Here is a 13,499-nt window from a genome sequence, read left to right on the forward strand (position 1 = left end):
CAAGAAAAATTCCGTCGGGGAGCGGAACCGCCAAGTCATGAGCTGGCTGCCGAAATCGCCGAAGGCGCGCCGTCGCCTGTGGGTCGTCGCCGCCGTGGCCCCGATCCTGGCCCTGGCGGTCGGCCTGTCGCTGTGGGCCATGCAGGACAGCGTGACCTTCTTCTATTCCCCGTCCGAGGCCACCGCCGACAAGGCGCCGGAAGGCCGCGACATCCGTCTGGGCGGTCTGGTCGAGACCGGCAGCGTGCGGAAATCCGGCGACGGGCTCGTGGTCTTCACCGTCACCGACAATATCGCTGTGACCCAGGTCCAGTATCACGGCGACCTGCCCGACCTGTTCCGCGAGGGGCAGGGGATCGTGGCCCAGGGGTCGTTCGGCGCCGACCGCGTCTTCCACGCCAGCCAGGTCCTGGCCAAGCACGACGAGAACTATATGCCGCGCGAGGTCGCCGACCGGATCAAGGCCAAGGGCGAGTGGCGGCCGGAAACTGTGACCAAGAACACGCGCTCAAGCAGGCCGCAGGCCGATAGCGCAACGAACAGTCTATGATCGCCGAACTCGGGGCCTTCGCCCTATCCCTGGCCCTGGCCCTGTCGATCCTGCAGACGGCGCTGTCGGCGGCAGGGCGCTGGCGGCGCAGTCCGGTGCTGGCGGGCGCGGCGCAAGGGGCGGCCCTGGCGGCGGCGGGCGCTGTGGCCCTCAGTTTCGCGGCCCTGATCTACGCCTTCGTCGTGTCCGACTTCTCAGTGTCCAACGTCGCGGCCAACAGCCACACCGACAAACCGATGCTGTACAAGGTCGCCGGCGCCTGGGGCAGTCACGAGGGGTCGCTGCTGCTGTGGTGCTTGGTCCTGACGGTCTTCGGCGGAGCCTTGGCTCGCGCGCGCGGCCTGCCGTTCGGGCTGAAGGCCTCGGCCGTGGCGGTGCAGGGGGCGTTGGGGTCGCTGTTCCTGGCCTTCGCCGTCTTCACTTCCAGCCCCTTCACCCGCCTTGACCCCGCGCCGTTCCAGGGGGCGTCGCTGAACCCGCTGCTTCAGGACCCGGCCCTGGCCGTGCATCCGCCGCTGCTCTACGCCGGCTATGTCGGCTTCTCCGTCTGCTTCTCCCTGGCGGTCGCCGCCCTGATCGAGGGCCGGGCCCAGACCGCCTTCTGGCCCGCCTGGGGCCGGTGGGTGCGGCCCTGGGCCCTGGCCAGCTGGGCCCTGCTGACCGTCGGCATCACCCTGGGGTCCTTCTGGGCCTATTACGAACTGGGCTGGGGCGGCTGGTGGTTCTGGGACCCGGTCGAGAACGCCAGTTTCATGCCGTGGCTGGCGGGCGCGGCCCTGCTGCACAGCGCGGTGGTGACCGAGCGGCGCGGGGCGCTGGCGGGCTGGACGGTGTTTCTGGCCCTGCTGGCCTTCAGCTTCTCCATGCTGGGCGCCTTCCTGGTGCGGTCCGGGGTGCTGACCAGCGTCCACGCCTTCGCCGTCGATCCCCAGCGCGGCCTGATGCTGCTGGCCATCCTGGGCCTTACGGCCGGCGTCGCCTTCGCCCTGTTCGCCTGGCGCGCGCCCCAGCTGAAAGGCGGCGGCCTGTTCGCCCCCGTCAGCCGCGAGGGCGCGCTGGTGCTGAACAACCTGTTCTTGACCGCGGCGGCGGCCACCGTCCTGCTCGGCACCCTCTATCCCCTGATCCTGGAGGCGGCGTCCGGCGCGACCATCTCGGTCGGCCCGCCCTATTTCGCCGCCACCTTCGTTCCCCTGATGACCGTGGCTTTCATCATCCTGCCCGCCGGGCCTCTGCTGGCGTGGAAGCGGGGCGACCTGACCGGGGCGATGCAGAGGCTGGCCGTCGCGGCGGGCCTGGCCCTGGTTTCGGCCCTGGCCGCCTACGCCCTGTGGGAGCCCAGAAAGGCCTTCGCCGCCGCCGGGATCGGCCTGGGCGCCTGGCTGATCCTGGGTTCGCTGGCCGAGGTCGCGGAGCGGGCGCGCCTGTTCCGCGCCTCAGGCGCCGAGACCCTGCGTCGCCTGAGGGGCCTGCCGCTGGGCGCCTGGGGCATGAGCCTGGCCCACCTGGGCCTGGGCGTCTTCATCCTGGGGGCGGTGGTCGAGACCGGCTTCAAGGCCGAGGCCGCGCGCGCTCTTTCTCTGGGCCAGAGCGTCTCCGCCGGCCCCTGGACCGTGACCCTGGACCAGGTGCGGGTGGTCGAAGGCCCCAACTATCTGGCCGAACAGGGCCGGCTGACCGTGCGGCCGTCGAACGACCGGGGCCGGGCGAAGTCCGTCACGGCCGAACGCCGCTTCTTCCCCGCCGGCGGCCAGACCACGACCGAGGTCGGGCTGGATTTCCGCGGGCTGGACGACGTCTATGTGGTGATGGGCGAACGGGCGGGCAGCCCGGCAGAGCCCGCCTGGGTCGTGCGCCTGTACTGGAACCCCTGGGCGCGGCTGATCTTCCTGGGGCCGATGATCATGGCGTTCGGGGGGCTTCTGTCCCTGCTGGACCGCCGGCTGCGGCTGGGCGTCGGGCCGCGTCGGAGGAAGGCCCCATGAGGCGGCGGCTGATCCTGCTGATCGCGCCCGTTCTGGCGCTGATGCTGACGGCGGCCGAGCCGGCCGCCGCCCCCGACCGGCCCCTGGCCGACCCGGCTCAGGAGGCCCGCGCCCAGGCCCTGTTCAAGGACGTGCGCTGCGTCGTCTGCCAGCACGAGGCCATCGCCGACAGTCCGGCGGGCGTCGCCGGCGACATGCGCCGCCTGATCCGCGAGGAAATCGCGTCCGGCGCCTCCGACCAGGCCGTGCGCGACGACCTGGTGCGCCGGTTCGGCGACTATGTGCTGTTCACCCCGCCGGTGCGGGCCGGAACCTGGCTGCTGTGGTTCGGGCCGTTCGCTCTGGCGGCCCTGGCGCTGCTGGTCATCCTGGTCCGCGCAGGTCGCGGCGCCGTCGAGGCGCAGCCCCTTTCCCCGGATGAGGAACGTCGACTGCAAGACATTCTCGCAAATGAGAAGCTTCGCCGTGATCTGGACGCAACCTCGCCTCACGACGGGCGCTAGTCGAGATCATCCATCGAACACCGGAATTGGCGTCGCGCCGGTTCGGCCTATATCAAGAGCCAAGACGGGGCGTCGCCCCGAGAGGATCGCAAGGACCAAGATGCTGAAGCGCAAAGAGTTCATTCTCGGGGCCGCGGCCGGCCTGACCCTGGCGGCGGCGGCGACCGCAGGCGGGGTCATCAACTGGCCCGGCGCGCACGCCGACCCCCAGGCGGTGAACCGGCTCACCCCCGTGCCGGCCAACGGAAACAGCTTCTCGCCCCCGCCGGGCGCGCCCAACAGCTTCGCCAACATCTTCGAACAGGTGGCCCCCGCCGTTGTTCAGATCGACGTGACGGTGAAGGTCGAACAGCCCCAGGGCGGCGCCTTCCAGATCCCCGGCCTGCCGTTCCAGTTCGTTCCGCCCCAGGGGCGCGGCGGCCAGGGCGAGGAGGACGAGCCTCAGACGACCCAGGGCGCCGGTTCCGGCTTCTTCATCTCCCAGGACGGCTTCATCGTCACCAACAACCACGTCGTCGCTGACGCCACCGAGATCAAGGTCAAGATGTCGGACGGCCGCGAACTGCCGGCCCGCCTGATCGGCCGCGACCCCGGTACGGACCTGGCCGTGATCAAGGTCGAGGGGAACGACTTCAAATACGTCAGCTTCGAAGAGACCGCCCAGCCGCGCGTCGGCGACTGGGTCATCGCGGTCGGCAACCCCTTCGGCCTGGGCGGTACGGCGACCGCCGGCATCGTCTCGGCCAAGGCCCGCGACATCGATCCGTCCGGCTATAACGACTACATCCAGATCGACGCCGCCATCAACCGGGGCAACTCGGGCGGCCCGACCTTCGACATCTACGGACGCGTCATCGGCGTGAACTCGGCCATCTATTCGCCCACGGGCGGATCGGTCGGCATCGGCTTCGCCATTCCGGCCGAGACCGCCAAGTCGATCACCGAGCGGCTGATGCGCGGCCAGGCGATCGAGCGCGGCTACGTCGGCCTGGGCCTGCGCAGCCTGTCCCCCGACTCCTGGGAAGCCCTCGGCCAGCCCAAGGACTTCAAGGGCGCCTATGTCGAGACCGTCACCGAGGACGGCCCCGCCGCCCGCGCGGGCGTCAAGGTCAACGACATCCTGGTTGCCGTGAACGGCGAGGCCATCGACAGCAGCGCCGAGGCCACCCGTCGGGTCGGCGCGGCCAAGCCTGGCGACACCATCCGCCTGGAGGTCATCCGCGACGGCCGTCGTCAGACGCTGAACGTCCGCTCCGGCGTGCGCCCGTCAGACGAGGAATTGAACGCCGGCGAGGAGGGCGGCTCCTCCGCGCCCGGTCAGGCTCAACCCGGCCAGAGCGAAACCATCGAGGGCCTGGCGGTCACCCCGCTCAGCGCCGCCGCGCGGTCGCGCTTCAACATCCCCGAAAGCGTGAACGGGGTTGTCATCACCAATGTCGCCCAGGGGTCTTCGGCGGCGCGTCTGGGCTTCCAGCCCGGCTTCGTCATCACCCGCGCCAACGGCCGCGCCATCGCCTCGGCGGCGGATCTGCGGACGGCGGTTCAGGAAGCCAAGTCGGCCGGACGTCCCAGCATCCTGCTGTTCGTCCGCACGCCCCAGGGCACCAGCCCGGTGCCGCTCCGCTTCGCCACGGAAGAATGATCGGCATTCTGACCAAGCCTTAACTCGTCAATCGCCGCCGATGCGCTACCATCGGCGGCGATTTTGATTCCGGGAGGGGTTCCATGCGGATTTTGGTGGTCGAAGACGACGCGGAGGCGGCGACCGCCATGGTGCGGGGCCTGTCCGAAGCCGGGCATGACGTCACCCATGCCGTGGACGGGGCCTTCGGCCTGCTGGAATCGCAAAAGGGCGGCTACGACGTCTATGTAGTGGACCGGATGATGCCCCGTCTGGACGGCGTCGGCATGGTCGAGACGGTCCGCAAGGGCGGGGACCAGACCCCGGTCCTGTTCCTGTCGGCCCTGGGCGAGGTCGAGGACCGGGTCACGGGCCTGAAGGCCGGCGCGGACGACTACCTGGTCAAGCCCTACGCCTTCGCCGAACTGATCGCCCGGGTCGAGGCCCTGTCGCGCCGTCGCGAGACCGGCGGGGTCCAGACCGTGCTGAAGGTCGGCGACCTGGAGATGAACCTGATCGCCCGCACGGTTCATCGCGGCGCGACCGAGATCGATCTCCAGCCGCGCGAGTTCCAGTTGCTGGAGTTCCTGATGCGCCACGCCGGCCAGTCGGTGACCCGCACCATGCTGCTGGAGAAGGTGTGGGAATATCATTTCGACCCCCAGACCAACGTCATCGACGTCCATATCAGCCGCCTCCGCTCCAAGATCGACAAGGGCTTCGACCGGGCGATGCTGCAGACGGTGCGCGGCGCGGGGTATCGGTTGGAGGCTTAGCCATAATTCTCCCTCCCCCTCGGGGGAGGGGGGACGCGTAGCGTCCGGGTGGGGAGGGCAGGGCGACATGGCGATCATTGCTCGGGCGCGCGCCATGCGGAAAGCGCTCACCCCGGCGGAAGCCCGTCTGTGGATCGCCCTGCGCGCGCTCCGATCCGACGGTCTGCATTTTCGTCGACAGGCGCCCCTGCGGGGCTACTACCTTGATTTCTTTTGTTGGGCCCGAGGCGTGATCGTGGAAGTGGACGGCGGGTCTCATCTCGACGAAGACCGCGCCCGGCAGGATCGCGTGCGTGACGCGGTCTTTGCCAGAGAGGGGCTGATAACCTTGCGGTATGACAATCTCCGGGTCCGGGATCAGTTGGCCCAGGTCATCGAAGATGTGCGCGCGCATTGCCTGGCCCGCCCCACCCGGTCGCCGCAGCGCGGCGACCCCCCTCCCCCGCAGGGGGAGGGAGAGTTCTCTTAACCCATGCGTCTTCCCTCCCTCCTTCGCCGCACGCCCTTCCGGCTGACCCTGCTGTTCCTGGCCCTGTTCGTGGCGGCGGCGGGGGCGATCCTGGCCTATGTCTATTTCGCCTCGGCGTCCGAGGCCCAGACGCGGGCGCGGACCGACGTCGAGACGGAACTGGCCGCCCTGACCGCCGTCCACCGCACGCGCGGGATTGACGCCCTGAACCAGGCCCTGGTCGAACGCACGATCCGGGGCGGTCCCTATCTGTATCTGCTGACCGGCCCGGACGGTAAGATCGTCACCGGCAATCTGTCGGTCATGCCCTTCGACCTGAAGGAGGCGCGCCGGACCGGGACCGGCGAATGGAGCACCTTCCGCCTGACCAGCACCGATCCCGACGGCCGGGTCCAGACCCGCCGCTCCATCGGGGTGATCATGCCGCTGGCGGGGGGCGACACCCTGTTCGTCGGCGAAGATATCGGCGGGATCGAGGAATATCTGTCGCGCCTGACCCAGGCACTGTGGGGGGCGATGGCCCTGGTCATGCTGCTGGGCCTGGCGGGCGGTCTCTACATCAGCCGCCGGGTCGAAAGCGCCATGGCCGGGCTGAACCGCGTGGTCCAGGCGGTGCAGGACGGCGACCTGAAGGTCCGCGCCCCCATCCGCAACTCGGGCGACGAACTGGACGAACTGGGCCAGGGGCTGAACGTCATGCTGGACCGGCTGGAGGGGTCGATGGCCTCGATCCGCCACGCCGGCGACGCCATCGCCCACGACCTGCGTTCGCCCCTGACGCGGATGCGGGCCAAGCTGGAGGTGGCCCTGATCGACGCCGAGGCGGGCAAGATCGACGGGGTGGACGCCCTGGGCATCGCCCTGGACGAGGCCGATCATCTGCTGAAGACCTTCAACACCGTCCTGGCCATCGCCCGGCTGCAAGCCGGCGGGGCGCCGGATCCCAAGCCGATGGACGCGGGCGAACTGGCCGCCGACATGGCCGAGCTGTACGAACCGGCGGCCGAGGACAAGTCGATCGACTTCTCGTCCGAGGTCGAGACGGGGCTGATGATCGAGGGCAACCAGCCCTTCCTGGCCCAGGCCCTGGCCAATCTGATCGACAACGCCATCAAATACACCCCGGCGGGCGGGGCGGTGAAGCTGCGGGCGCGGCGGCGGTCGTCGGGCGAGATCGAATATTCGGTCACCGACACCGGCCCCGGCGTGCCGGAAGAGGACCGCGAGCGCGTCGTCCAGCGGTTCGTCCGCCTGGACAACAGCCGCACCGAGCCGGGCTCGGGCCTGGGCCTGTCCCTGGTCACGGCGGTGGCCGAGGCCCACGGCGGCCGGGTGGTGCTGGACGAAGGCCCCGGCGCCTATGGCGGCTTCGGGCCGGGCCTGCGGGTGGCCCTGGTGCTGCCCCCCGCTGGGCAGACTTAGAGATTTCCGCTCATCCCGGCGAAAGCCGGGACCCAGTTCTTTGGGCGCGCGGCCTTGTGGCGCGTGTCAGGATTGTGGTCCAACGCGGTGCCGAGCGAAAGCACTGGGTCCCGGCTTTCGCCGGGATGAGCGGATAAATTGATGGCCGATACTGAAACCTCCGCGACGATCCCGCTGGGCCAGCGGATCAAGGCCGCCGGCCCCGTCGCGAACCCCGCCGCCGCCGAACGCCTGCTGGAGACCCTGATCGAGGCCGCCGACGCCGACGGCTGGCGCGAGACCCTCGACGCCGCCTGGCCTGCCCTGGCGCCGGTGGCGGGCGCCTCGCCCTATCTGGCGGGCCTGATGCGTCGTCGGCCGGCTCATCTGCGTCGGATTTTGGAACGGGACCCGACGTCGGGACTGATCCGCATCCTCGCCGAGACCGACGCCCTGGACGCCGAACCCGACGATGTCCGTGCGCCGCTCCGGGTGCTGAAGGCCGATCTGCACCTGCTGACGGCCCTGGCCGATCTGGGCGGGGTCTGGGACCTGGACCAGGTGACGGGCGCCCTGTCCAGCTTCGCCGACGCCGCCTGCCGCGCCGCCCTGCGCGCGGTCGCCGCCGAACAGCGCGCGCGGGGTCGCCTGGTCTCGCCGCCCGACGATTCGCGCGGCCCCATCCCCGGCCTGTTCGGCCTGGCCATGGGCAAGCATGGCGCGAACGAGCTGAACTATTCGTCCGACATCGACATCTCCCTCTTCTTCGAGCCGCGCCTGATGGGCCTGGCCCTGCGCGAGGGCGAGGAGATGCAGGACTTCGCCAATCGCGTCGGCAAGGGGATCGCGACCCTGCTGACCGAACGGACGGCCGACGGCTATGTCTTCCGCGTGGATCTGCGGCTGCGGCCCGATCCGTCCTCGACCCCGCCGGTGGTGTCGGGCCCGATGGCCCTGGCCTATTATGAAAGCGTCGGTCAGAACTGGGAGCGGGCGGCCTTCATCAAGGCGCGGCCGGTGCTGGGCGACCCGCGCGCCGCCGCCCGGTTCGTCAAGGCCCTGCGCCCCTTCATCTGGCGCCGCAGCCTGGACTACGCCGCCGTCCTCGACATCCAGTCGATCAAGAAACAGATCCACGTCCACAAGACCGGCGAGGGGCTGCAGGCCGCCGGGGCCAATCTGAAACTGGGCCGGGGCGGCATCCGCGAGATCGAATTCTACGCCCAGACCCAGCAGTTGATCCTGGCCGGTCGCGACCCCGCCCTGCGCGCCACGCGCACCCTGGACGCCCTGACGGCCCTGGCCCAGGCCGACCATATCCCCGCCGCCGTCGCCGAGGAGATGTCCGCCGCCTATGTCGAACTGCGCGGCCTGGAGCACCGGGTCCAGATGCTGGACGACGAACAGACCCACCGCCTGCCCGAGGATCCGCAGCGCCGCGCCGCCGTCGCCGCCCTGGCCGGCTGGACCGATCTGGCGGCCTTCGACGCCCATGTCGAGGCCCTGCTGGTCCGGGTCAACACCCGCTACGGCGAGCTGTTCGAAGGCGGAGAGGAACTGGACTCCGCCTATGGCAGCCTGGTCTTCACCGGGGTCGAGAACGATCCCGAGACCCTGGACACCCTGCGCCGCATGGGCTTTTCCGAGGCGCCGTCGGTGGCGGACACCATCCGCTCCTGGCACCACGGCCGCATCCCCGCGACCCGCACCGAGCGGGGGCGCGAACTGTTCACCCGCCTGGCGCCCCGCCTGCTGGAGGCCCTGGCCCGGTCGGGCGCGCCCGACGACGCCTTTCGCCGGTTCGCCGTCTTCTTCTCGGGCCTGGCCGCCGGGGTTCAGGTCCAGGCCCTGTTCCTGAACCAGCCCAAGCTGTTCGAGATGGTGCTGGGCGTCATGGCCTTCGCGCCCCGCCTGGCCCGGACCCTGGGGCGTCAGCCCGCGGCCCTGGACGGGGTGCTGGACGCTCGCTTCCTGGCCGACCTGTCGGACGAGACCGGCCTGACCGAACAGATCCTGCGTGAAGCCGGCGAGACCGAGGATTTCGAGGGCGCCATGAACGCCGTGCGCCGCCTGCACCGCGAACAGATGTTCCGCATCGGCATCCACGCCATGACCGGCCGCGCCGGACCGGAGGCGGCCGGCCGCGCCTACGCCGCCCTGGCCGACGCCGCCATGCGCACCCTGTCGCCGGCCGCCCTGGCCGAGACCGAACGGCTGGGCGGCGCCTTCCCCGGCGCGGTCGCCGTGGTGGCCCTGGGCAAGGCCGGCTCGCGCGAGATGACGGCCGGGTCCGACCTGGACCTGATGACCCTGTACGACGCCCCGCCCGAGACGGTGTCCGAAATCAAGGGCTGGACCGCCGACGTCTTCTACGCCCGCTTCACCCAGCGGCTGATCGCGGCCCTGTCGGCCCATACGGCCGAGGGCGGCCTTTACGAGGTGGACATGCGGCTGCGCCCCACCGGGTCCAAGGGGCCGGTCTCGGTGCGGCTGTCCACCTTCGACGACTATTACGCCGGCGAGGCCGAGACCTGGGAGTTCATGGTCCTGACCCGCGCCCGCGTGGTCTGGGCCAGCGACCCGGTCTTCGGCGACCGGGTCTCCGCGGCGATCGAGGCGGCCCTGCGTCGGCCCCGTCCCGGCGTCGATGTCGCCGCCGATGTCCGTAGAATGCGCGCCCTGATGGATCGCGAGCGTCGCCCCCACGGCTTCTGGGATCTGAAACTGTCGCCGGGCGGCCAGGTGGACGCCGAGTTCGCGGCCCAGTACCGCCAGCTCCAGGCCGCCGTCGCGGGCGAGCCCCTGACCCTGTCCACGCTGGAGGCCCTGCACGACGACCCGGTCCTGGCCGAGGCCTGGCGGGTGCAGCAGCGGCTGGCTCATCTGCTGGCCGCCGCCTTCGAGGGCCGGGTCGATCCCGAGGCCGAGCCGTCGGTCTTCCGGCTGCGGCTGGCCGAGGCGGCGGGGGCTCAGGACTTCGAGTCGCTGAAGACCGAACTGACGGAACTGCGGGCGCGGGCGCGCAAGGCCTTCGAACGGGCGGTCCCGCTCACGCGCGAAGAGATCAGTCGCGACGGAGAGTCCGAGGAGCCGCGTTCAATCTCCTGACAGGGTCGTCAACGACCGCTCAAGGCGGTTCGAGGAGATTATCGAGATGAGAAACATCGTTCTGAACGGCTTCAGCGCCATGGCCTTGGCCGCCGTCCTCGGCGCCGGCGCCGGGGTCGCCACGGCCCAGGTTCCGCCGCCCCCGGCCGACGGTCCCCCGCCGCCCTATGCGCGCGGCCTGGCCGACCGGAACGCCGACCTGACCCGCGCCGCCTTCGTCGAGGCTCGCGTCGCCCGCCTGACTGCGCTGGACGCCGACCGCGACGGCACGGTCAGCCTGGCCGAGCGTCAGGCCGCCATGCAGGCCAAGCGCGCCGAGCGGGCCGACGACCGCTTCGCCACGCTGGACGCCAACGGCGACGGCTCCATCAGCCGCGCGGAGTTCGACGCCGGTCACGCCGTCCGCCCGGACTGGGCCGCGCGCGGCCGGTCCGGGCCTCGCGGCGGTCCCCGTCACGCCATGCGTGGTCCCGGCTGTCTGGAAGGTTGTGAACGCGGCCCCGTGGTGATCTCCGAGGCCGCCGCCAGACTGGGCGAACAGTTCGACAAGATGGACGCTGACAAGAACGGCGTCGTCACCGCCGACGAGCGCCGGGCCGCCATGACCGCCAATCGCGCCGAGCGCCGAGCCGAACGGGGAGGCCAAGGTCAGCAACGCCGCGCCGTCCGTCCGGTGCAACAACCCGCTTCCCCGGCTCCGGCTTCGGAGTAAGAACGGTGTCGGGGTCGGCCGTCCTGGGCGAATCGGTCCCTTTCGTCAGCAGCGGAAGAGGCGGGTTTGGTCGCGATCGTCGACCCCGACGAGGATCTTGTGCGCCGCGTGGGTCAGGGCGACCCGGCGGCCGCGCAGACGCTTGTGTCGCGCAAGCTGCCGCGCATCCTGGCCCTGGCCCAACGCATGCTGGGCGACGCCGCCGAGGCCGAGGACGTGGCCCAGGAGACGATGCTCAAGGCCTGGCGACAGGCGCCGAAATGGACCCCCGGCAAGGCCCGGTTCGACACCTGGCTGCACCGGGTGGCGCTGAATCTCTGCTATGATCGGCTGCGGCGACGGCGCGAAATGCCCATGGAGACGCCGCCGGATCGCCCCGATGACGGCCCGGCGCCGGATCGCGCCCTGTTGGCGGCCGAGACGGGGGCTCAGGTCGACGGGGCGCTGAAACGCCTGCCGGACCGTCAGCGCGAGGCGGTGGTCCTGTGTCATTATCAGGAGCTGTCCAATATCGAGGCGGCCGCCCTGATGAGCATCAGCGTCGAGGCGCTGGAGAGTTTGTTGTCGCGCGGACGCCGCGCATTGCGTCTAGCCCTGGCGGACCTCGCGCCGGGGATGAAGCCAGGGATGACTAAGGGAGTCGGACGATGAAGGCGGATCGGTTGCACGCTCTGGCGGAGGCTTACGGCGCCGACCTGCGTCGGTGGCCCGCGTCTGAACGCGTCTTCGCCGAAAGCCTGATCGCCGCCGATCCGTCGCTGAAGACGGCGCTGGCGCAGGCGGCGGCGCTGGACGCCCTGCTGGACGCCTCGCCCGCCCCGACGCCCTCGCCCGACCTGACGGCGCGCCTGCTGGCCGCCGCGCCGAAAGCGAAGACCCGCCGCTTCCATCTGGATCGGATCGCCCTGTTCCTGGGCGCGGGCTGGGCGGCGGCCGCCTGCGCCGGCGTGGTCGCGGGCGTGGGTCTGACCACCCATGTCACCGCCGACGAGCGGGCCGACGCGGTGCTTTACCAATCCACCCTGGTCGAGGTGGACGATACGGAGGTTCTGGGATGAGCGAACGCAGCCTGAAGATCGCCCTGGCGGTGTCGGTGGCCCTGAACCTGTTCGCCCTGGCCGGCGGGGTCGCCTTCGCCGTCAGCCGGGCCAGGGTGGACGAACGGGTCGCCGAACTGCGCGGTCCCTTGCGCCACGGTCCCTTCCGCGAGGTGATCGCCCAGCTGCAGCCTGAGGTCCGGCGCGACGTTCGCGCCAGGATGCGGGCGGCTGCGCTCGCGGCCCGGCCCGATTTCGAGGCCGCCCGCGCGGCGCGGGCCCAGGCGGTCCAGGCGGCGTCCCAGCCCCGGATGGACGCGGCCCGGGTCCAGGCCCTGCTGGATCAGTCGCGCACGGCCGAGATGCGCGGTCGCGCCCGTCTGGAAGGCGAGGCCATCGCCATGCTGGAAACCCTGGACGTCGAGGACCGCAAGGTCCTGTCCGGCCTGCTGATGCGGCGTGGGCCACGGTCCGGTCCCCCGACGCCCGACACCGGCCGCAACGCCGCGCCCCGGCCGCCGGAACCGGACGGCCCCGACGGTCCGGGCTGAGGCGGGTTCAGCCCTTGTTCGACGCCCGATAGGCGGCGACGGCGTCCACGGTGGCGCGCACCTTGGCCTCGATGGCGGCCCAGTCGCCCGACTTGACCGCTTCGTCGGTCACGAGCTTGGAGCCCATGCCCGCCGCCACGATGCCGGCGCCGAACCATTTGGCGATCGAGGCCTCATCGGGATCGACGCCGCCGGTCGGCATGATCTTGACCCAGGGCATCGGCCCCTTGACCGCCTTGACGAAGTCCGGGCCGCCGACCGACGACCCCGGAAACAGTTTGACGATGTCGCAGCCCAGTTCGTGCGCCTCGCCGATGTCCGTCACCGAGCCGCAGCCGGGGAAATAGGCCACCATGCGTCGGTTGCAGACCTTGGCCACGTCGGGGACCAGGCAGGGGCTGACCACGAAGCGCGCGCCCCGGTTCAGGTAGAGCGACGCCGTACCGCTATCGACCACCGAGCCGATGCCCAGCACCACGTCCGGGTCGGTCCTGATCAGCTCGCGATTGATCTCGCCGAACAGGTCGCAGGCGAAGTCGCCGCGATTGGTGAACTCGACCACCGGCGCCCCGCCGCGCGCGCAGGCGCGGATGACGTTCAGGCTGACCTCGGGATCGGGATGATAGAAGACGGGGCAGACGCCCTGGGTCTCGAGCGCCTGAAGCACGCTGACGCGATCATGGGCCATGTCTTAATCTCCGCCTGTCCCGAGCCGCGCCGGAACGCCTGTGTTGCACCGACCGGTCGCCCGGCCTCGCCCCCTGCTTATCCCAGCCGCCGCCGAAA

At 70.8% G+C, this 13,499-nt stretch carries 13 protein-coding genes; 12 read left to right on the top strand and 1 reads right to left on the bottom strand.

Going from position 1 to position 13,499, the window contains the following annotated elements; translation table 11 throughout:
• Window positions 1-37: 37 nt before the first annotated feature.
• From ccmE to ACW18C_RS03045, 12 genes are all read left to right on the top strand, one after another.
• Complete coding sequence (gene ccmE / locus ACW18C_RS02990; RefSeq protein ID WP_292147217.1) at window positions 38-550, top strand: cytochrome c maturation protein CcmE; 513 nt, start codon at window positions 38-40, stop codon at window positions 548-550.
• Window positions 547-2,535, top strand: a complete 1,989-nt coding sequence (locus tag ACW18C_RS02995; RefSeq protein WP_492072733.1) for a heme lyase CcmF/NrfE family subunit — start codon at window positions 547-549, stop codon at window positions 2,533-2,535. Before ccmE ends, ACW18C_RS02995 begins: the two co-directional genes overlap by 4 nt.
• A complete protein-coding gene (locus ACW18C_RS03000) occupies window positions 2,532-3,038 on the top strand; it encodes a cytochrome c-type biogenesis protein (RefSeq protein ID WP_492072734.1) in 507 nt (168 codons plus the stop codon). Before ACW18C_RS02995 ends, ACW18C_RS03000 begins: the two co-directional genes overlap by 4 nt.
• Before the next feature lie 100 nt (window positions 3,039-3,138).
• Window positions 3,139-4,680 (top strand): Do family serine endopeptidase, encoded by a 1,542-nt coding sequence (locus tag ACW18C_RS03005; RefSeq protein WP_154726706.1) that lies wholly within the window; start codon window positions 3,139-3,141, stop codon window positions 4,678-4,680.
• Between the two features lie 83 nt (window positions 4,681-4,763).
• A complete protein-coding gene (locus ACW18C_RS03010; protein ID WP_008258750.1) occupies window positions 4,764-5,435 on the top strand; it encodes a response regulator transcription factor in 672 nt (223 codons plus the stop codon).
• 67 nt (window positions 5,436-5,502) lie between these two features.
• Window positions 5,503-5,904, top strand: a complete 402-nt coding sequence (locus tag ACW18C_RS03015; protein WP_492072735.1) for an endonuclease domain-containing protein — start codon at window positions 5,503-5,505, stop codon at window positions 5,902-5,904.
• 3 nt (window positions 5,905-5,907) lie between these two features.
• On the top strand, window positions 5,908-7,326 hold the full coding sequence (locus ACW18C_RS03020; protein WP_035310159.1) for a sensor histidine kinase: 1,419 nt from the start codon (window positions 5,908-5,910) through the stop codon (window positions 7,324-7,326).
• 141 nt (window positions 7,327-7,467) lie between these two features.
• Window positions 7,468-10,413 (top strand): bifunctional [glutamine synthetase] adenylyltransferase/[glutamine synthetase]-adenylyl-L-tyrosine phosphorylase, encoded by a 2,946-nt coding sequence (locus ACW18C_RS03025; protein ID WP_492072736.1) that lies wholly within the window; start codon window positions 7,468-7,470, stop codon window positions 10,411-10,413.
• A gap of 46 nt (window positions 10,414-10,459) precedes the next feature.
• Entirely contained in the window at window positions 10,460-11,125 is a 666-nt protein-coding gene (locus ACW18C_RS03030) for an EF-hand domain-containing protein (RefSeq protein WP_492072737.1), read from the top strand.
• A gap of 66 nt (window positions 11,126-11,191) precedes the next feature.
• Window positions 11,192-11,776: an RNA polymerase sigma factor gene (locus ACW18C_RS03035; protein ID WP_492072738.1), complete on the top strand. Its 585-nt coding sequence runs from the start codon at window positions 11,192-11,194 to the stop codon at window positions 11,774-11,776.
• Window positions 11,773-12,183: a hypothetical protein gene (locus ACW18C_RS03040; protein WP_492072739.1), complete on the top strand. Its 411-nt coding sequence runs from the start codon at window positions 11,773-11,775 to the stop codon at window positions 12,181-12,183. Before ACW18C_RS03035 ends, ACW18C_RS03040 begins: the two co-directional genes overlap by 4 nt.
• Window positions 12,180-12,713 carry a periplasmic heavy metal sensor gene (locus ACW18C_RS03045; RefSeq protein ID WP_492072740.1) on the top strand — a complete coding sequence of 178 codons (534 nt, stop codon included), beginning with the start codon at window positions 12,180-12,182 and terminating at the stop codon, window positions 12,711-12,713. Before ACW18C_RS03040 ends, ACW18C_RS03045 begins: the two co-directional genes overlap by 4 nt.
• Window positions 12,714-12,720: 7 nt before the next feature.
• On the opposite strand, the gene ACW18C_RS03050 is transcribed toward ACW18C_RS03045, so the two are convergent.
• The gene (locus ACW18C_RS03050) at window positions 12,721-13,401 is read right to left on the bottom strand and encodes a bifunctional 4-hydroxy-2-oxoglutarate aldolase/2-dehydro-3-deoxy-phosphogluconate aldolase (RefSeq protein ID WP_008259465.1); all 681 of its coding nucleotides are present in this window, start codon (window positions 13,399-13,401) and stop codon (window positions 12,721-12,723) included.
• Window positions 13,402-13,499: the final 98 nt, after the last annotated feature.

The sequence above is a fragment of the Brevundimonas sp. FV1ye7S genome, assembly GCF_058680995.1.